This window comes from Limnobacter sp. UBA3528 (genome assembly GCF_002377005.1).
Lineage (GTDB): Bacteria > Pseudomonadota > Gammaproteobacteria > Burkholderiales > Burkholderiaceae_B > Limnobacter.
The window spans coordinates 19,825-38,531 of the sequence record NZ_DFOZ01000027.1 but is presented as its reverse complement, the minus strand read 5'-3'; the positions used below and the strand labels follow the sequence as shown (position 1 = coordinate 38,531).

The window sequence follows — 18,707 nt, the reverse complement described above, 5'->3', positions numbered from 1 at the left end:
CTGGGGACGGCAAATGTGGAACAAGCAATTTGACTATGAATTGTTGAATGATTGCTTCAGCCTGATGGCCGTCAGAGGCGGCACCGATGAGGCTATTTTCTGAAATCATATAATGGGGAAGTTGTAGATGGATTCTATTTATTAGCTCCGTTTCATAAGGTATAAGTCGTTTAAGCATTGTAATTAAGATATTTGAGGTTTAGGTTAAAAAATGATTCCTCTACGCCACACTCTGCAGCGGCTACTTTTTTGGATACGTAATTCCATACCGGATTGAGGTCATTGTCGAAGGATACCAAAGCAATAGACCCATTTGGAGATAACCCTGTGCCAGGGGGGTAAATCTCTACCCACACAGTTTTTTGAATTATACTTTCCAATTTTTCTTTGTCTGAAGTCCAAATTTTCCACCAAGGTTTTTTTTCGATGAGTTGGTTTAGTGTAATGCCTTCAGGTGGTTGCTTTAGAAAGGTTTTAAAAATTTGTTCAGCGGCATTTGTGATTGAGGTTCCATTATAGTTTAAAAGTTGGCAGCATAAAACAACAGCCCCTGTTTGGTTAACTCTTACTCGTAAATAGCAGGTTCCATCGGAGCCAAATCCTGGGAACTTGAAGCGAGGATAATCTTTTTCGATATATTCAGGATTTGGAGTTTTCATCGTATTAAGTTTAAATAGAGTGATTAAAATTTGATGTGAGAATTGTCATGAAAAGTTTGCTCTAAATAGTTTCTTTTGGCTGATAATATTTTTTGCTTAGTTAATATTTAATTAGCTCTAAATAGACATTGTAGATGCAGGAAAAAATTTTCTAATATCAATGACATCCTCTAAGGATGTCTGATAGGTTAACATCACCTCGATGGTTATTGATAGACACCATAACGTATGGCGGAAAGCAGATTGGCTATTACATTCTGGCCCACCACGGTATCAAAGTAATCTGCTGGGCGATGGCCACCCAAGGAAGCATTGGGACTAAAGCCCCAATCCCCAAGCCATTTGGCAGCATCAAACCCTTCAGGATCACCACATTCCTCGACAAGATTCTGTACCTGAGCTATTAACAGGTGAATTCCAATAAGCTGATTGGACAGACTCTTTTTTTGACTGGGTGAGCCTCTGGACTTGATTGAGTAGACCAACGACAGAGGTACTCCGAGACATTTGGACAAATCAGCCAGACTGACTTCCATTGCTTGGGCAGTGTCGTAAAAATAGTCGGCTGGTATTCCAGCCCTGATCAACCCAACCCGCTCTACTAAGGTGGTTTTGTAAACAGAGCTTAGGTAGTTGGCAAAGTTATCTTTTTGATGCAAAGAAATCGACAATTTTGACTCCGCAATGTCCCTAGGCTGGTTAGTTAATGTATCTCAACTAAGTCAAAAAATACAGATTCTGAGCAGCTAAGTGACCTGCACGCTATGTTGTTTTTTTTAGGTGAGTTGGATTAGTTATGACTGAACTGGCTCTCAAATCTGTACGGCCCTGATATGCATAGTGGGGGTAGTCCAATATTAACCGTGAGTTGTCCACGATAGGCGGGGTAGTCCATTGTGAGGATAAAAAGTGCCTAGGGAAAGCGGCGCTATTCACAGAGTGTATTATCGAGTTGAATGTCTTAACTCAGGTACAGCAATGAATTCCATTTTCTTTCGTGTAGATGAACCGCTTACCGTCAGCTTTACGCCATTAATGCCACCTAGCGGGTGATAAATAAGTTCCCAGCGATTATCGTTATTGAACGGGTTCATGTAAATTTTTCGCAGGTGCCTCTTGGTAAACAAAAATCGTGTGTCGTTTACTAGTTCTTCTAGGGTCTGAGGGTAGGTCTTCACGTCTCCTGGAGTCGAGTTGTAGTAGCTCTCGATGGCTCGAACGAACTCTTGCCCAATGAATTCCAGTTCTCGTTCTTTGGCCAATCGCGATTCTGTGCTCCAGATCACGCCTGTGGTGGCAAGCCCAATACCCAAAATAGCGATTGAGAAAAGCAGAATTAGATAGGTAAATCCATCTTGGTTCGAACAGACTCCGCTACCATGTCGCATACGGCTCCCCGTCTCTTGAGTTACCTAGTGCTCCACTTCGCACATCGTAGATAAGTTTCGATTCTTCATCTGCGCCTTGAGGCTTGACAAGCACCCAGCTTTCTTTTGATTGGGTCATGGGGTCTTCAGGAACAAATCGAATGTATCTATCTTGCGCAAGCGCCTCAAGGCTATTTGGATATTCGCCATTGTCTGCATGGTACTTGTCGATGGCGTCGCGCAGTACCAACAGGTTTTGTTTCAGCGAGGCTTCCTTGGCACTGTCGACACTGTTGAAATATCGGGGAACAGCAATTGTGAGAAGCGTTGCCAGAATGGCCAGTACTACCAACAGTTCAATCAGCGTAAAACCGTGTTTGGGTTTGTACATTTTCTTTACCATTGCTTGTAGGGAATGCCGTTGAAACCAACATCAGTAGATTTGGAGTACACATCAAAAACATCGTCACCCGCTTTGGGTGCATCGGGTGGGCTTTCATAACTTCTTAAGCCCCATGTTTCTAGTGCGGGCGTATGTTTATCGGCGAATGGGTCCCGTGGCATTCGGCGCAAAAAGTAGATTGGACGTCTGTCTGGAATGTTGATGGCGGGAACGCCATCAACCAGCACCGCAAGGTTGGGTGGGTAGCCAGAGGCATCGGATGCGCGCTCAATCCTGTTTTCGTCAGCGGCTTTTTTGTAAGCATCCAGTGCGATGCGAATTTGTCGAAGAGCCGTACGCAGCTCCTCTTCTTTTGAGCGTTTGGAAGCCAGCTCGGTAAGTGGTAAAGCAATTGATGCAAGTACCCCCATGATTACCACCACAATCAGGAGTTCAATGAGCGTGAACCCGCGGTGTACACGCGTATTCACTGCGCAACTCCAGGCATGGGAGGAATGAATACACCTTGCTCATTGTTGGGGTTTCTAGGTTGAAACTGTTCAACAACTGACGGGGGCTGACTACTCATTTGGCTTTCATTGATAATTGAATTGTTAACCGGTGCAGAGGGTATGTTCCCGTTGTTGTTTGCACCAGAGTTGGACAATCCTCTCAATTGAATTGGTGTTGCGCCCAATGCATTCTGTGTGCCCGAGAATATTTCGCTTTTGCCACTGACGGGAAGGGGGATGTTCTGAATAATTCTGGGGGTAATCAACAACACAATTTCAGTTTTTACTCCATTTTCTGATGTGCTTGAGAATAGACGGCCAAGCACCGGAAAGTCGCCCAGAAAGGGAACGCGTTGTGCAGAATTTCGCTCATCTTGTTGAATGAGCCCGGCTAAGATCTGCGTTTCCCCGTCTTTCACCCTCAGCACAGTTGATGCGTTTCTTGTGCCCAGTCGGTAAGTCTGCAAACCCGATGTGCGGGTAATAGTTTCCAAAATATTGGACACTTCCAGACTCACATTCATGGATACCTGCTGATCCAGTGAAATGATGGGTTCCAAATTCAGTTTCAAACCGACATCCAAATAGTTTACCGATTCACTTGTACCCACATTGGCAGTTGTGGTGGTGGTCACCACGGGCACACGTTCGCCAATCAAAATGTTTGCTTTGGCCCTGTTTTTGATTCGAATACGCGGGTTGGCCAATAGGCTTGCATCACCATCCAACTGGCGTAAGGTGGCAGTGATCAAGGGATTGTTGACCTGTATGGTCACCAAGCCTTTGGAAGGATTTCTAAACTCGTTATAGGTCAATTCACCTCGTACGCCACCAGAGCCAGTGACTGAACCAGAAATTTGATCCGGCCAACGGATACCCAGATCACGCATTTTGTTGGTGGCAATTTCCAGAACTTCCAGCTCCAGCATCACCTCAGGCTCTGGCAAATCTTGAGTGGCAATGAGTTTCTCCGCTAAGTTAATGGTCTCGCGGGTATCTTTCATAACAATCAAATTTAACCGTTCATCTACAAAAATTTCTTTTGCTTTAGCCATGGACTTCAGCATGTTTGCCGTTTGCTGAACATTCGAATGGCTCAAGTAAAAATTTCGAATGATTAGTTCTTGATACTCATCCGCCTTGGCCGCCGTATTGGGGTAAATCAATATCGTGCTGTCGTCCAGAACGCGGTGGTTGAGTTGGTTCATCGACAAGATCACCCGCAGTACATCAATCATGGGTTTTTGTTTGATGGTCATTGAGGTACGTGTATCTGTTCGTACATCTTTGTCGAAAATGAAGTTGATACCTGTGGCATGTACCAGGGCATCAAATACGGATGCAACAGGCGCATCTCTAAAACTGAATGACACTTCTTTTTTGAACTGTGGCCCAAGCTCAGTGGCCGCCTGTTTGGCCTTTACCCCCATCTCTTGTTCAAACTCGTCTTTCAAGCTCAGCAGTGTTGAATTATTCGGCTGAAGGGCGAGTGCTTCACCAAGCAATTTGTTACCTTCAGCAAGTTTGCCTTGACGAAGTAGTTGGGTCGCTTGACTTGAATACTGATTAGACCTGGAAGCTGCTTCAAGTTGTTCCAAGCCTCGACTTGCGCGTATGTTGTTGGCATCCAAACCAAGTACACGAGTAAACTCGCTTCTGGCATCGTCAAACGCTCCAAGATTCGCCTTGCTTTCAGCCTGCGCCAGAGTGCGGTTAATCAAGCTTTCCTTCTGCCGGAAATACACTGCTCTGTATTCTGTATTCATCGGATCCTTGATCATGGCCTCCTCCAGCTTGGCCAGACCAGTGAACGAATCTCCTGCCTCTAGAAGCTTGTTACCCTCGCGATAGGCTTGTGAAGCGGCGCAGCCGGACAGCAGAAAAGCCAGTAAAGTCAATGTAATCAGCTTGTTATTATTCACTCTAGGCCACTCAAACTCAGTTCGTGCAAATGGTTCATGGGCAGGTATCGAATGGACACCACGGATTCTGAAATATTTTCAATTTTGTAGTCACCGTTTCCAAGTAAAGCGCCCTCAGATACGGGTATGGTGTTGTTTCCCGATCGCAGATAGATTGTGGATTTCTCGCCACTTTTGAACTTTGCCATGACTACGTAGGGCAAGAGCGGCGCAACTGGTTCGGGTGTAGGAGGCGCTACTGTTGGCGCAGGCGGCTCAGAAGGTTCAACAGGTTCTTGAGTTGTCATATTCACAGAAACTTCTACAAAGATGTCCTCACCAGAAGGCTCCCACTTAGGTCGTCCCACTTGCGCACCAAATGATCCGAGCAAAGTCTGCGGTTTGTTGTTGGTTGCCGGTATTTTCGCGACATCTTGCTCTTGGTCAAGATATTGAACGGGTGGTGCAGTCAAATTCAAAATCAACAACCCAAGCACGATAGTGAGAAGCAGTGCGAGCCGAACCTTTGGTTGGAGTAAAAGGTTTTTCATCGGTGGCTTCATCGGTAATAAAGCGCCCATTCAAGATTAATTTGCATGTTGCTGACCAAGGGGTCCGACCGGCGAAAGGTCAAACTCTTAAGCACCAATGCCTCGTGTTTGTTCAGTGATTCGGCAACAAATTGAAGCACACCAGAATAGCTTCCCTGTACGCTGTATTGAATCAGCGAATGCGGCAATTTGTCACGACTGGCTTCCACAAAAGTCTGATTCGCATCCGAAAGCGTCACTCCGTGTGCAGGCGCAGTGCTCTCCAGCGCCAAAATCATGCTATTCAAATCATCGCGATTTGCTAACCTTTTCTTGATTGTTTCTTCCAGGTTGCGTTGCTCGTCCTGTTCTACATCTAAAGCGTCAAGCGTTGACTGATTGGCCTGCATTAAACCCAAGGTATCCTGATGTGTTTTAGCAGATCGGTGGACATTCATTCCGAGCCAAATTGCAAAGGTTACATTCAAAGCGAGCAACACAACAATTGCCGCTCTTCGCTTGTCTGGCTGTGCCAGTAACGCATGCAATGGTTGGGTAAGGGATTGCGAGGATTTAGTCATGAGCAATCCAGTTGGTCACAGCAAAAAACTCCAAGCCATTCGGGCTGTTCGTGGTGCGTCGGTAACGCTGTAATTCCACCTGACTCAGGGCTTTTGAAGATTCCAGCTTGGTGAGGTAGAAGTTAAGCGTTTCTTGATTCCTTGCAAGACCAGAAATTAGTACGCGTTGCTCAGAAAGTCGAGGATCGACCGACAGCAAAGTAATGTCTGAATTCTTCGACTCCTCGAGTGTCGAGAAAAGCCCAGCCCAATCGGCCTTTGATTCTGTCCAATAGCTTTGAAGTTTCTTCTCCAGTGTGGCTGGCTTAATTGTTCTTGCCTCCACAAGCTTTTTCTGAAGCAATTGTTGCTCGGTACTGGCCTGTTCAAGTTGCACCTTACTCGCATACACACCAGCAAGAATGGCGATCAAAACAAGTAGAAGCAGGCCTAGTACTAGCTTGTCGCGTTGCACACTTTGCTGATTGCTTGAAAAATTGATGTCATACCGCGCCATGCGTTTGCACCTCCCCAAGGCGTGATTCAACGACATGGTGAATGTTGGTCCCCCATGTATCATCAGTGAGCGACATGTGTTTTTCGATCACCTCTTTCACATGGCTGGTGTAGTGACTCGGCCAAGTGCGAATAGAGGCAATAGTTCCATCCAAAACCAACGCGCTTTGCACCAAGACCTCATCTCGACAAACCACCCAAGCGGAATCGTTGGCGTTTATAGAATCAATCAGATTGAGCAATTCAGGCTTCACACTACGAAACACGTTCTGGTTCTTAGCATCGACTTGGCATGCACACAGCAAAATAGGGTGTCCCGGCCGAGCTTGTAAGGCTTTCCATTTCCATGCAGTGTACTTTGGGCCCATAAAAGCTTTACCCCAATGCTCGGCAAGCCCTTTTAGTTCAGACGCATCTAACTTATTCTTCACGGCTTGCAATGAGTAGCAACGCCCAAGGCTGGGCGCCAGGCGGAGGGTTGTGTTATGTCTCTTAAAAGTGGCAGGTAACCGACTATCGGTATCAATAGAGTGGATTAGTTCTTCAAGTTCGATTGCAGATAGCTCTTGTAACTTGGCTTGCCCTTTCTCCTTCGGCGTTACCCATGCCAGCAAGCCTTGGTTGCTTAAATATGCAGACAACTGTTTAGTTTGAAAAGGCCACACGGCTCACCTCATCCAAAGTGGTTTTACCTGCTCTTACCAACTGCATCCCTTTTTCCAGCAAAGGCACCGTGCCTTTGCTTAGTGCATATGCTTTTATAGTTTGCATGGCATCCCGGTTTGCAATTTTGTCGCGCAGCACATCGTCAATCAGCAATACCTCGGCAATGGCTTTTCTGCCTTTGTAGCCCGTGCCCCGGCAATGCGGACAACCCACGGATTTAAAAATTGGATACGTTTGGATATCTGGGTGTTCGTGCCCCAAACTTTGCAGCAATTCGGAACTCACTTCATCGCTGAGCATAGGCTGCTTACAATGCTCACAGAGCATGCGCACAAGCCGTTGCGCCACAACGCCATTTAATGCCGACACGAAAGTGTAAGGGTCCAGGCCCATGTGCAAAAATCGCCCCAGCACGTCAAAAGCATTGTTGGCATGAACCGAGGTGAACACCAAGTGCCCGGTGAGTGCCGATTGAACAGCCACTTGTGCGGTGTCTGCATCGCGTATTTCCCCCACCATGATTTTGTCGGGGTCGTGGCGCAAAATGGATCGCAATCCTTTTGCAAAGGTCAGTCCTTTTTTCTCATTCACCGGAATTTGCAGTACCCCGTCCAGTTTGTATTCCACCGGATCTTCAATGGTGATTACTTTTTCTTCCTCTGTTTTTGATTCGGTGAGTGCCGCATACAGGGTGGTGGTTTTCCCCGAACCTGTGGGGCCTGTTACCAGGAACATGCCGTAGGGTGCTTTGGCCAATCGGCGAATTTGCAAAAGGGTGGATTGGTCAAAGCCCAAGGCTTCCAGGGTTAATTGCTGTGATTGTGCAGTCAGTGTGCTTCGGTCGAGCAAACGCAGTACCGCATCCTCGCCATAAACACTGGGCATGATGGACACTCGCAAATCAATTGATTTGCCCAAGCAGTTCACCTTAAAACGACCATCTTGCGGAATTCGTCGTTCGCCAATGTCTAGTTCGGCAAGTACCTTGATTCTGGATATCATTTGATCCGCCATCGCCAGGGTGTCAATTTTTGCTGCATGATTCAAAGCACCATCGAGCCGATATTTCACCGTAAGTCCAGAAGTGTCGCTTTCCAGGTGAATATCAGATGCTCCCACTTGCAGCGCATCAAACAAAGTGGAGTCGACCAAACGCACCACAGCATTGGCGGTTTGCGAAATACTGGCTATGGAAAGGTGCAATCCATGGTCCCCGCGATCACCTTCATCTGTAGTTAAATCGTCTGCTTGCGTGAGCGCCCGCATCGCCCCTTCCAGCGTATTGAGCCATGAGTTGAAATCCTCTTCAGGCACCAACTTGGGATTTTTCAATGCTTGTCCGGGTATGTGTTCAATGGCCCAATCAAAAAGGTGTGGCTTGTGTGGATTGCACACAAGCCACACAGCTTCTCGATCTTTCTCGCAAAAAGCCAAGGCACATGCCCATTTACGGACGGCTGAAATAGGCAGGGCTGTAAAGTCTGGTTTGAGTTCGCTTAAAGCCTCGCTTTTCAGCACTGGCCAAGCAAATGGATTGGTTGCAGATGTTTCTTCGTGCGTCATCATTGCAAGCTGTTGGCCAATTCAAAAATCGGCATATACATCAACACCACCACCACGCCAATAATCAGACCAATAAGGGCCATCAACAGCGGCTCGAATATTCTGGAGAATGCCTCCACCGCTTTGCTAGTATCAGCTTCTAAAAATTGTGCGGTTTTGGTGAGCATCTCGCCCACAGAGCCCGTACGCTCGCCTACAGCCAACATTTGAAAAGAAATCTCAGTCGTTAGTTTTGATTCAGCCAAGGCGGTTGAAAGAGGCTCGCCCTCTGCGATACGTTGACTTACTTTTTTGAGTTGTTGAACTTCATCTTGTCCCAGCAATTGTTCTACTTGGGCCAGTGACGTTTGTATTGGAATACCACCGCTTAGCAGCAAGCCCAGCGCACGGTACAGTCTGCTTAAACGGTAACCCTGCCAGAGCTTTGCCAAAGTGGGATTTCGAAGCAAAAACTGCAAAACTTTTCGTTGGTAACTCGCGTTCTTGATTGTCGAGTAAATAGCGTATGTCAACCCCGAGAGGGTCATGAACACCCAAGCCGCGTGATCTCGCATTGCTCGGCCCCACCACAACAGCACTTCAGAAAGCCAGGGTAGGTCGCCTTGCAGCCCTTCGTACACACCGGCAAAGCGTGGAATAACGTACATCAGCAAAAACAACAACACACCACCACCGACCAACAACAGAAGGCTGGGGTAAAGCGCTGCGTTGGAAATTTTGCGTTTGATCAGGTCAGCCTGTTGCGCATATTCCAGGTATTTCTCAATAGCTTGTGGCAGGTCGGATGTTGTTTCTGCAGCTTGCACTAAGGCGCGAAGCAGAGCAGGAAACTCATCGGGGTAGTTGGTCAAGGCGTTGGAAAAAGTTTGCCCTTGGTTAATGCTTTGCATCAACCCCGACAAAACTGGCTTTTGTGATTCATTGGCTTTGCTGTGCAAGCCCTTCAAGCTTTCTGAAATTGAAAGACCTGCTTTTTGAAGTGCCAGCAATTCCTCTGCGAAAGGAGTCAGTTTGAAGCTGGAGCGTGAATTACTTGCAAAACGTTGGCTCCATGGCAATTTGACCGAAATGACTTGCAAACCCATTTCAATGCACAATGATTCGGCCTGCTGCTTTGAATCCGCATTCATTCGCTGCGTTTGAAGTACGCCAGAATGATCAATGGCTGTGATGTTGAATTGCGGCATGCTGATTTATCGCGAATTTCCGACAGAAACCCAGCTGGTGACATCAGCATTCTCTGATTCACCCCCGGGGCTTGCATCTTTGCCCAAGGTAAATAAGTCGTACTCACCGTGCTGACCTGGTGAACGATATTCATAGGCTTTACCCCATGGGTCGGCAGGTGGAGGTTTGTCCAGATAAGGACCAAACCAATTATTGATTTGAGCTGGCTTTTGATACAAAGCCATTAGGCCCTGTGCGGTGCTTGGGTAGGTGCCCGTGTCCAGCCGATAGGCATCAAGTGCTTTGCCAAAGCCATTGATTTGCGTTTGAGCTGATTTAGATTCAGCTTTGCCCAGTTGGCCAAAATAGCGTGGGCCAACATAGGCTGCCAAGAGGCCAAGAATGACTAACACCACTAGAAGTTCAAGCAGGGTAAAGCCCAGATGACGTTTCGACGAGATACACATTTTAACAAATTTTTCGAATTAGTCTTGGTAACAGTGTATTGCGATTGAGCGTACAAATACTACCAAACATTAGAAATTCTGTATTCAAACTAGATCCCTCAGAGTTTATTAACGTTTGCTCCCCCCCTCATTTTAGGGGTATAAAGATGAAAATTTACACTATCTAATTGTAGTACCTGTAACAGTCCAATATTGCGCAGAGGTTAGCCCCGTGGCTTGAACATACGCAGACGGTGAAGGCAACAACTCCTAACAAATTTGGACAATCTTAATCAACTGCGCAACACGATGATTATGAATTTAACTTGGCATCAAACCGCCATTTGCCATGCTCAGTAAAAAACTAATGAGGCAAAGTTATGAATCGCAAAAAGTTAAAAAAATAGATTTATCAAAGTCGAAGTTTAATTTATAAAATCAAACCAAGCACACAAAAAATCGATAGCTCTAGTGTAATTCGTTAATTCAATGGCGTCATGACTAATAAAACTAAATATCAATAAAGTCTCACTTAATGATTAATGCGATTTTTCCAAATGCCATTTAAATGGCTTTATCTTGATTAAAAATTTTTTGAGAAAAAATAAATCTTTAAAAACTAAATGATATTGTAAATTCAATTTCAAGCCGCAAAGTTTTTCTTAAGTGCAGGTAAAAACATAAACAAATAGAAGGTCTGTGTAATGCTAAATAAAATTATTAAAATCACATTCACGCTCTTTGCCGCCTTGCTTCACTTAAGTGTGTATGCGCAAATGGATAGACGTGGGACTTGGGATGTTAACTCTTCAGGTGCCTTTGAATATAAATATCCACTCAGATTGCCACCAGGTATAGCAGGTGTTAAGCCTCCCATAACAATTGAGTACAACAACGGTTATTCTCATGACATATTGGGCAAAGGATTTGTTGTTGGTGGATTAAGCACAATTCACAGATGTGCAAAATCTCTAGAAGTCGATGGAGTTAAGGGTAGCTTATCCTACACAAATTCAGACGTCTGGTGCCTTGATGGAGTAAGACTAGTACTAAAAACAGGCGCATACCATCAAGATGGTGCAATATATGAAACACAACTATATGATGGATCCAAGATAATTGGGGTTGATACCTCTTCACTAGATAAATCCAAGTATTTTGAGGTTCATACAAAGTCTGGTGAAATTAAAAAATATGTTAAAAGGATTGGAATTTTTAATTCGTCTATACCTTTATTTGTGCATAGCTTTGTACTGGAATCTGTAATTGACTCCAAGGGAAATTATTGGAAGGCATTTTACACTGCCAGTTTTAATCCAAATATGATAAGAGCCGTTTGCTACACTGGGAACATAAGGGTAAATAAAGGATTTGATTATTGTGTTGAATTTGGATATGGTACTGCTCAAGATCCGTTTGGTAAAACCGAATTGGTATTGGAAGGTGGGCAGTTCAACGCAGGGGCTGGTTATTATTACATCACCGCCAGTACCATCCGCGGCATTCAGATTCGTAAAAACCCATCTATAACTTACACGGGTACAGTTGATTATTCTCCGCAATGGAATTTAAGCGGTGAGGTCGTTCTATCCTACCAACTTACTTACCAAGTGGCCGGGGCGAACAACGAGAAATATTTGACATCTATCCAGGAGTGTGTGGCATCCAATTGTTTACCAAGTGTTGCGTTCGAGTGGAACTCAAATACTCAAAATATAATTTATTCTGACCTTAATGAAGCGATTTCAGTAAGTGGACTGTCTAACGCTAATTCTTTTAATAAGCCAGAATACTATGAGACAATCTCTTACCCTGACCTGAACGGAGATGGTAACAGCGATCTCTGCTATAGAGAATCTACGGGCATTAAGTGTAGAATTTTTGATGGTAGCCAGTTTCTATCTCCCTTCAATGGACCGCCTTTATCTGATGCAGCAGGATGGGGTGTCACTCAACGCTATTCAACGATTCAATATCCAGATCTTAACCGTGACGGAAAAGCAGATATATGTGCCAAAGACGCATCCGGCATCATCTGTTGGATTGGCACGGGAAATTCTTTTCCGACTAGTTTTAGAGGGCCAAATCTAAGCGATTCGATCGGATGGAATCAAAAATCTAGATATTCTTCACTGATACATCTGGACTTCAATGGCGACTCATTCTCCGATTTATGTGGCAGAGATGCAGATGGTATAGTTTGCTGGTTGGGCAACGGCTCAAGTTTTGGTTTACCTAAACGCGGCCCAGCGTTCTCAGATTCTCTTGGATGGTCAAACGAATCAGCCTACAGCACAATCAGATTCGCAGACATTAATGGCGATGGTTTTGTCGATGTATGTGGAATTAACGGAGCCTCAAAATGTCACTTGAGTAACGGTATTAATTTCATCAGGGAGGTTAACGGCCCTGCTTTGCCTACTGGAGTTACCTCATATATTAATTCAATCGTTTATGTTGACATTTCTAATGACGGTAGTGATGACTTCTGTTTAAAAACATCGTCGGGTTATCGCTGCGGGATCAGCGTATCTCCCTCCAATTTTTCTGGAAGCCTTGGTTTTTCTGATTTCTTGTCCCCATCAAATAAATATCCGGCTTTTACTGACGCTGATGGATGGTCTTCTCCGATTAAAGGCTCTTACTTTTACCTCGGAGACGTAAATCAAGATAATTTTCCCGATGTTTGTTTCCGCGAAAATCTGACCATCCGCTGTCATTTGGGTTCGATCTTAAATTTAACTCCAGTGACCGTAAATGGGGTGAGTCTTGAGCCTGGGGCAGACTTGGAGTTAGCTTCTACCTATTCTACTGGCCGTTTTGTGGATTTAAATAATGACGGAAAGCCTGACTATTGCATAAGACGCGCTTCTGGCTTGGTTTGTAAACTGCAGAAAAGCTCGCACTATTCCACTATTAAAAAAATCACTGTTAACAGTCATGAAATCTTACCAACCTTTTCTTCTTCTCGAGAAATTTCTTCGTTTGGTTCGCAATCCGGTTACACATGGCCATTGGCAAACTTGCCAGGCGGTTTTGTCGTAACCAAAGAAGTTCGTGAGTCAAATGGTATTGGAGGATTCAGCACCACAAACTTTAGATATTTTGGGGGAAAAGTTGACAGACAGTATGGCCGGGGCTTTTTGGGATTTGAGTGGATGGAGAGCCAGATGACTGGTTCAGACGGTGTGTCGATGCCGACGTTGCGCTCAACGTACTCGCAACAGTGGCCATGTTTGGGGATGGCGGTGCAAACCCAGGTGAAGTTGCCATTGGGTGGATTGCGTGAGCAGACGGACAGCATCATTCGGGTAAGAACCCTTGCCAATGCCACTGCACAAACCTGTGGCACGGCAGCACTCAACGGACAGATTGTGATCCCGTACACGGCCGATAGCACCACCCGGCAGTGGGAAATGACATCTACCTCGCAACAAGGGGTGGAGTTGCCGCGAAAACGCACACTCACCACACTTGATGGGTACGGGAACGCCACCCAAATGCAGGAGCAAACACTAAACCCCGATGGAACAGCCAGTGGTTACAGCCGCACTACCATCAACACGTATGACAGTAATGCCGAGCGAGCCAGACAGGGCAGACTAATTAAAAGTGCCGTCACCCATGTCAAACCTTGATTACAAATGTTTTAAGAAAAGTCGACACTTCAAAAACCGACCGCTTTGGTAGGTATTGAGGATAGAAAAACAAGTATTAAAGAAAAAATCAATTGGAGCCCGGTCCATTAGGACTTTCATGTTGATGTGGATAAATTAAAAAGTTTTATCCACGTCAGCAAGGTTTAGCCCTTGAGCCAAGCGAATAAGACCAATAAATAAACTACAGAACAGAAGGTTCATACGGACATGAGACCACTTCTTCAGACCCTAGGGCTTGTACTGCCATTGTTATTTGCGGCAACAGTTGCTCAAGCAGAAACAGTTACCCGAACTAGCGCTTTTGTGTATGACGCTGATGGGGTTCTGATCCGTGAAGTGGTCGAACCGACCAATGCCACCTTGTGTGTTGCCACTCAATACACCCTAGATGCCTATGGCAACCGCACGTCAACCCAAACAAGAAATTGCAATGGTTCGGCCATTGCTGGTGTGGGCAATGAGGCCGCCGCACCCCCAGCGCCCCCGGCCACAGCCACTGTCGGTGGCAACTACGCCCAGTTTTCCGCGCGCACCCTGAGCACCAGTTACAGCGCCACTACCGTGAACCCGGTGGCAGGTCAGTTCCCAACCAGCAACACCAACGCACTGGGGCACAGCGAAACCCAGGAGTTTGATCCGCGCTTTGGTACGGTGAGCAAACAAACTGGCCCCAATGGACTGATCACCACCTGGACGTATGATGATTTTGGACGAAAAACCGGTGAGGTGCGTCCCGATGGTAGCAAGACTTACTGGGAATATGCGTTCTGTACAGGTGCAGCCTCGGGCGCCTGTCCCACCAGCATTCAGGGTGTGACCCCGTACTACTACATTCGTACTGGCAACCTCAGCAGCAGTAACGCACAGATCGGCCCAGTCTCAAGAACTTACTACGACAACCAGAACCGTGTCATTCGCAGCCAAACCCAGGTGCTCACTGGTACCACCTCCTGGACCTGGAGCACGCAAGACACCGTGTATGACGCATGGGGTCGCGTGGCTAAAAAGAGCAACACTTACCTTGCGGATAGTATCGGACACACTGCGACACAAACCATTCAGTGGGCCTACAGCACCTACGACATCTTGAACCGGGTTGTGCGAGAAGAAACAGAAGATGCAGGTGCCACCAACACTGCGAACAAGGTCAATGGCCGCTATGCACGCACGGTGGCTTACAATGGTTTGAGCAACAGCAGCACAAACACCAAAGGGCAAACCACCAGCAGCACCTACAACGTGTTGGGTCAGTTGATCAGTGTGACCGATGCGCAAAACAACACCATCACCCACACCTATGATGCGCTGGGCAATCAGATCCAGACCGACGCCAGTGGAGTGATCACAACAATTACATACGATCTTCGTGGCAGAAAGACCGCCATGACAGATCCTCACATGGGCACTTGGCAGTACCGGTACAACGCCGTTGGTGAGCTTCGACTTCAGCAAAATGGCAAAGGCCAACTCACCACGATTGCCTACGATGTAGCTGGGCGTCAAACCGAAAGGCGGGAGGCTGACCTGATCAGCACCTGGAGCTATGATACTCACAGCAGCCATTGTGCTGCAGCACCCAATACAGCCAAAGGAAAGCTGACTCAAGCCACCACCAGCACTGGTTACGACCGAGTGCATTGTTATGACAGTATTGGTCGGGAAGTGAGTGAACGAGTTGCCATGGATGGCAACGTATTCTGGAGCGGTACCGTGTATGCATCCACGACCGGTCGAGTGGCGCGCCACGTATACCCGGCCCGCGTGCAGCCCAACGCAGCGCCCACCACCAATGCCGCGCCCACAGCCGGCTTTATCGTGCGCAATGAATACAGCGGAGTCGGTTTGATTCGCCAATTGAATCACACTGCCAATACAAAACTGTGGGAAATGCACAGTCTTGTGGCTAGCGGAATGGACCAGATTGCCCGAGTTACCATGGGCAATGGTTTGATTGAAGTGTCGCAATCCGATGCTTGGGGACGTTTGAAGACAAACGCGGTGGGCACGACTACAACCACGGCGGATCGGCTCGCCGAGGGTTACAGTTTCGACAGCGAGAACAATCTGAGTGCCAGGAGCTGGATGGACTTTGGAGCACCAGGCAACACTGGCACCCCAGTTGCCCGGGCAGAGAACTTAGGCTACGACAGTTTGAACCGTCTGACCAGCACCACTGGAACCACCGGCGTGCCAGGCAAAACGGTGACTTATAACAAGTACGGCAACATCATCACCAAGGATGCCCGCACCTATACCTATGGCACAACCACCAAGCCACACCAGCTCACCAAAATCACGGGCAGTGTGCACGGCGCGAATAGCCCGAGCTACACGTATGACGCCAACGGTAATATGCTCACAGGGGGTGGAGCCACGGTGAGCTGGATGAGCTTTAACATGGTTGATACCATCACGCAGGGCAGCCAGAACAGCAGCTTCAGGTACGGGCCAGAGCACCAGCGCGTCAAACAAACTGCAGCATACGACGGACGAAACATTATCACCTGGTATGTAAATAACTTTGAGTTGGAGCAAAGCAGCAACACGAGCACCAGTTCCACACAAGCAAAATACTACATTGCGGGTAAAGTGCTGCATATAGACTCAATTTCAGTGGTGAAGCCCAACCTACTTGGAGGTTTGTTAGGTCAGTCTGAAACAACTACTGAGACGGTGAGCACTAAATACTTGCATAAGGATCACTTAGGCAGCGTTGTGTTGATTACGGGAGAGACGGGTACGGTACTGGAGAGATACAGCTACGACGCGTGGGGCAAGCGACGAAACCTCAACGGGACGGATTACACGGCCAATGGCGGCCACTTATTGGGCGAAACCGATCGCGGATTTACCGGGCATGAGCACCTAGATCATTTGGGTTTGGTGCATATGAACGGGCGTATTTACGATGCGAGCTTAGGTCGATTCATGAGTGCGGATCCGTTTATAGCGCAGCCGACGAACCTGCAGAACTACAACCGCTATGCGTATGTGAACAACAACCCGCTGAGTTATACAGATCCCTCTGGATTCTTCCTCAAGAAGTTGTTCAAGAACAGTCTGTTCAGAGCAGTAGTGGGAATTGCAATTGGTATCTCCGTTGGTGATTGGTACACTGCTAGTAAATTTATTGGTGGAGCGTTTGGTGCAGGTGCAGCAGGTGGATTTGCTGGCAGCTTTGTGGGTAGTGGAGGTAACCTGAAAAGCGCATTCATTGGTGGATTCACAGGTGGGCTTGCCGGGCAAATTGGGCAGAAATTCGGGACAGCGCCTGGAACATTTGCTAGTGCCGAAGCAATTGCTTCGCATGCAGCCCTGGGTTGTGCCTCAGCCACGCTTAACGGTGGAGATTGCGGCAGTGGAGCTCTTGCTGGAGGATTCACGAAAATTACTTCGCCATACATTGCTGAATTTGCGGGAAGTACAACCTTCTCAGACAAGTTCACAGGTGCATTGATGGCAGGTACAGTGGGAGGCACCATATCTGAGCTGACCGGGGGCAAGTTCTCCAATGGAGCGATTACAGGGGCGTTTGCTTACCTTTATAATCAGGCGAGATACTCAGATCCCGCGTTATCGATGGCAGATCGCAGGGCCGGGGTTTCAGATAGAAAAGGTTTTTTTAGTACTAAAGAGGGACGTGAGTTTAGAACTAACACGGCTGAGACCTTAGATGAATATGGTGGACACGTTGTCATGTTCTCTGGATTTGTTGCCGGATTTACACCGCCTTATAATGCACCAGCGGTGCCTCTGGCTTTGGTAGGGGTAAGTATGAGCTTCACTGGCATTATGTTAAATCCCAATCCTGTTACGTTCGCGGCTGATAGCAGCATATCGCTAATTATGAGAAGAATTTTTCCTGTGGTTGGGGTTTCTCCTACTATAGCTAGAGACGCAATGAGTCAAACGGTAATAGATGCGAAAAATAAAATTGTAGAGAACAAATAGGAATTTGCTATGAATAAAAGAAAATTTTTTGTACCCGAGAGTTCGAGTGTTTCATATGAAAGATGGAAATATTGGATTGACTCTAGATATCCTATACTTTTTTTCTCTTTACTGTTTTTGGCTTTATTAATTTACTCCGAGTTGTTTTTTTTAGATTTGTTTATTCAGTCGATTTTGCTTTCATGTCTTTTGTGGGTGGCTTATTACTTTACGGCGCGTGAAAATGCAAAAATCGCAGTTTCTTTATACTTGACCTACTTGTTAATCGCCCCTTTGGTTTATTTTTACAATCTGAAATTTGGATTTGACATTTTTATCTCAAACTTTTTCCCAGCAACCATGCTTGGATTAGTTTTATGCTTTTTCGCTTATGTTAGATTTGTTAGTGCTGGGGTTAAGTAGTGTTAAATATTATTTGATTGATCTTGGATAACTCGGTCTTACCATGAATGCGCGCAAGTTCGTTGTTAATTTTTTTGTGGTGATGGGGTAAGTTTTCCGCCATTCCATAAAAAACTGCCAAAATTTTTACAATCAGCCCGTTGACCCGCTCTGGATTTTTCGATCCAACGTGACTCAACTACAATGGTCTATCAGCTAATTAAAACACTAAATAAAACGAGGCCGATTCAGCGATGAAACAGATTGTTGGAATCCTGAGAGAAACTGAAAAAGACGCCGTAGTGTAGATTGCCCAAACGCCACGATGTAAACGAACATACAATTTGTGCGTGGCACAAGAAATTTGGCGACTTGGAAACCGATGGAGTTCGACGCGTAAAAACGCTGAAAGTGAGGATGCGCGACTACGCAAACTGCTGGTGGATC

General features: G+C 46.4%; 14 protein-coding genes. 2 read left to right on the top strand and 12 right to left on the bottom strand.

Going from position 1 to position 18,707, the window contains the following annotated elements; translation table 11 throughout:
• Nucleotides 1-170 precede the first annotated feature (170 nt).
• From B4N58_RS07940 to gspG, 12 genes are all read right to left on the bottom strand, one after another.
• Entirely contained in the window at nt 171-659 is a 489-nt protein-coding gene (locus B4N58_RS07940) for a hypothetical protein (protein ID WP_291747855.1), read from the bottom strand.
• Nucleotides 660-865: 206 nt separating this feature from the next.
• Nucleotides 866-1,330: an MbcA/ParS/Xre antitoxin family protein gene (locus tag B4N58_RS07935; RefSeq protein WP_291747853.1), complete on the bottom strand. Its 465-nt coding sequence runs from the start codon at nt 1,328-1,330 to the stop codon at nt 866-868.
• A gap of 703 nt (nt 1,331-2,033) precedes the next feature.
• Nucleotides 2,034-2,417, bottom strand: coding sequence for a type II secretion system protein (locus tag B4N58_RS07930; RefSeq protein ID WP_291747850.1), 384 nt, complete (start codon nt 2,415-2,417; stop codon nt 2,034-2,036).
• Between the two features lie 5 nt (nt 2,418-2,422).
• Nucleotides 2,423-2,899: a type II secretion system protein gene (locus B4N58_RS07925; RefSeq protein ID WP_291747847.1), complete on the bottom strand. Its 477-nt coding sequence runs from the start codon at nt 2,897-2,899 to the stop codon at nt 2,423-2,425.
• Nucleotides 2,896-4,842, bottom strand: coding sequence for a secretin N-terminal domain-containing protein (locus B4N58_RS07920; RefSeq protein ID WP_291747844.1), 1,947 nt, complete (start codon nt 4,840-4,842; stop codon nt 2,896-2,898). Before B4N58_RS07920 ends, B4N58_RS07925 begins: the two co-directional genes overlap by 4 nt.
• Nucleotides 4,839-5,402: a hypothetical protein gene (locus B4N58_RS07915; protein ID WP_291747841.1), complete on the bottom strand. Its 564-nt coding sequence runs from the start codon at nt 5,400-5,402 to the stop codon at nt 4,839-4,841. Before B4N58_RS07915 ends, B4N58_RS07920 begins: the two co-directional genes overlap by 4 nt.
• A complete protein-coding gene (locus B4N58_RS07910; protein ID WP_291747839.1) occupies nt 5,381-5,932 on the bottom strand; it encodes a hypothetical protein in 552 nt (183 codons plus the stop codon). Before B4N58_RS07910 ends, B4N58_RS07915 begins: the two co-directional genes overlap by 22 nt.
• The gene (locus B4N58_RS07905) at nt 5,925-6,428 is read right to left on the bottom strand and encodes a PilN domain-containing protein (RefSeq protein ID WP_291747836.1); all 504 of its coding nucleotides are present in this window, start codon (nt 6,426-6,428) and stop codon (nt 5,925-5,927) included. The genes B4N58_RS07910 and B4N58_RS07905 overlap by 8 nt, the downstream gene beginning before the upstream one ends.
• Nucleotides 6,415-7,092 (bottom strand): hypothetical protein, encoded by a 678-nt coding sequence (locus B4N58_RS07900; RefSeq protein WP_291747833.1) that lies wholly within the window; start codon nt 7,090-7,092, stop codon nt 6,415-6,417. Before B4N58_RS07900 ends, B4N58_RS07905 begins: the two co-directional genes overlap by 14 nt.
• Nucleotides 7,073-8,659: a GspE/PulE family protein gene (locus B4N58_RS07895; protein WP_291747829.1), complete on the bottom strand. Its 1,587-nt coding sequence runs from the start codon at nt 8,657-8,659 to the stop codon at nt 7,073-7,075. Before B4N58_RS07895 ends, B4N58_RS07900 begins: the two co-directional genes overlap by 20 nt.
• Nucleotides 8,656-9,843, bottom strand: coding sequence for a type II secretion system F family protein (locus tag B4N58_RS07890; protein ID WP_291747825.1), 1,188 nt, complete (start codon nt 9,841-9,843; stop codon nt 8,656-8,658). Before B4N58_RS07890 ends, B4N58_RS07895 begins: the two co-directional genes overlap by 4 nt.
• Before the next feature lie 6 nt (nt 9,844-9,849).
• Nucleotides 9,850-10,290, bottom strand: a complete 441-nt coding sequence (gene gspG, locus B4N58_RS07885) for a type II secretion system major pseudopilin GspG (protein WP_291747823.1) — start codon at nt 10,288-10,290, stop codon at nt 9,850-9,852.
• Between the two features lie 683 nt (nt 10,291-10,973).
• Between gspG and B4N58_RS07880 the strand changes: the two genes are divergently transcribed.
• Together B4N58_RS07880 and B4N58_RS07875 are read left to right on the top strand one after the other, a co-directional pair.
• A complete protein-coding gene (locus B4N58_RS07880; RefSeq protein WP_291747820.1) occupies nt 10,974-13,907 on the top strand; it encodes a hypothetical protein in 2,934 nt (977 codons plus the stop codon).
• 228 nt (nt 13,908-14,135) lie between these two features.
• Nucleotides 14,136-17,879 carry an RHS repeat-associated core domain-containing protein gene (locus B4N58_RS07875; protein WP_291747817.1) on the top strand — a complete coding sequence of 1,248 codons (3,744 nt, stop codon included), beginning with the start codon at nt 14,136-14,138 and terminating at the stop codon, nt 17,877-17,879.
• Nucleotides 17,880-18,707 lie beyond the last annotated feature (828 nt).

Excerpts from the sequence above, each read along its gene's own strand:
- B4N58_RS07940 (WP_291747855.1), bottom strand. The coding sequence starts at position 659 with ATGAAAACTCCAAATCCTGAATATATCGAAAAAGATTATCCTCGCTTC.
- B4N58_RS07930 (WP_291747850.1), bottom strand. The coding sequence starts at position 2,417 with ATGTACAAACCCAAACACGGTTTTACGCTGATTGAACTGTTGGTAGTA.
- B4N58_RS07915 (WP_291747841.1), bottom strand. The coding sequence starts at position 5,402 with ATGGGCGCTTTATTACCGATGAAGCCACCGATGAAAAACCTTTTACTC.
- B4N58_RS07910 (WP_291747839.1), bottom strand. The coding sequence starts at position 5,932 with ATGACTAAATCCTCGCAATCCCTTACCCAACCATTGCATGCGTTACTG.
- B4N58_RS07905 (WP_291747836.1), bottom strand. The coding sequence starts at position 6,428 with ATGGCGCGGTATGACATCAATTTTTCAAGCAATCAGCAAAGTGTGCAA.
- B4N58_RS07895 (WP_291747829.1), bottom strand. The coding sequence starts at position 8,659 with ATGATGACGCACGAAGAAACATCTGCAACCAATCCATTTGCTTGGCCA.
- B4N58_RS07890 (WP_291747825.1), bottom strand. The coding sequence starts at position 9,843 with ATGCCGCAATTCAACATCACAGCCATTGATCATTCTGGCGTACTTCAA.
- gspG (WP_291747823.1), bottom strand. The coding sequence starts at position 10,290 with ATGTGTATCTCGTCGAAACGTCATCTGGGCTTTACCCTGCTTGAACTT.
- B4N58_RS07880 (WP_291747820.1), top strand. The coding sequence starts at position 10,974 with ATGCTAAATAAAATTATTAAAATCACATTCACGCTCTTTGCCGCCTTG.
- B4N58_RS07875 (WP_291747817.1), top strand. The coding sequence starts at position 14,136 with ATGAGACCACTTCTTCAGACCCTAGGGCTTGTACTGCCATTGTTATTT.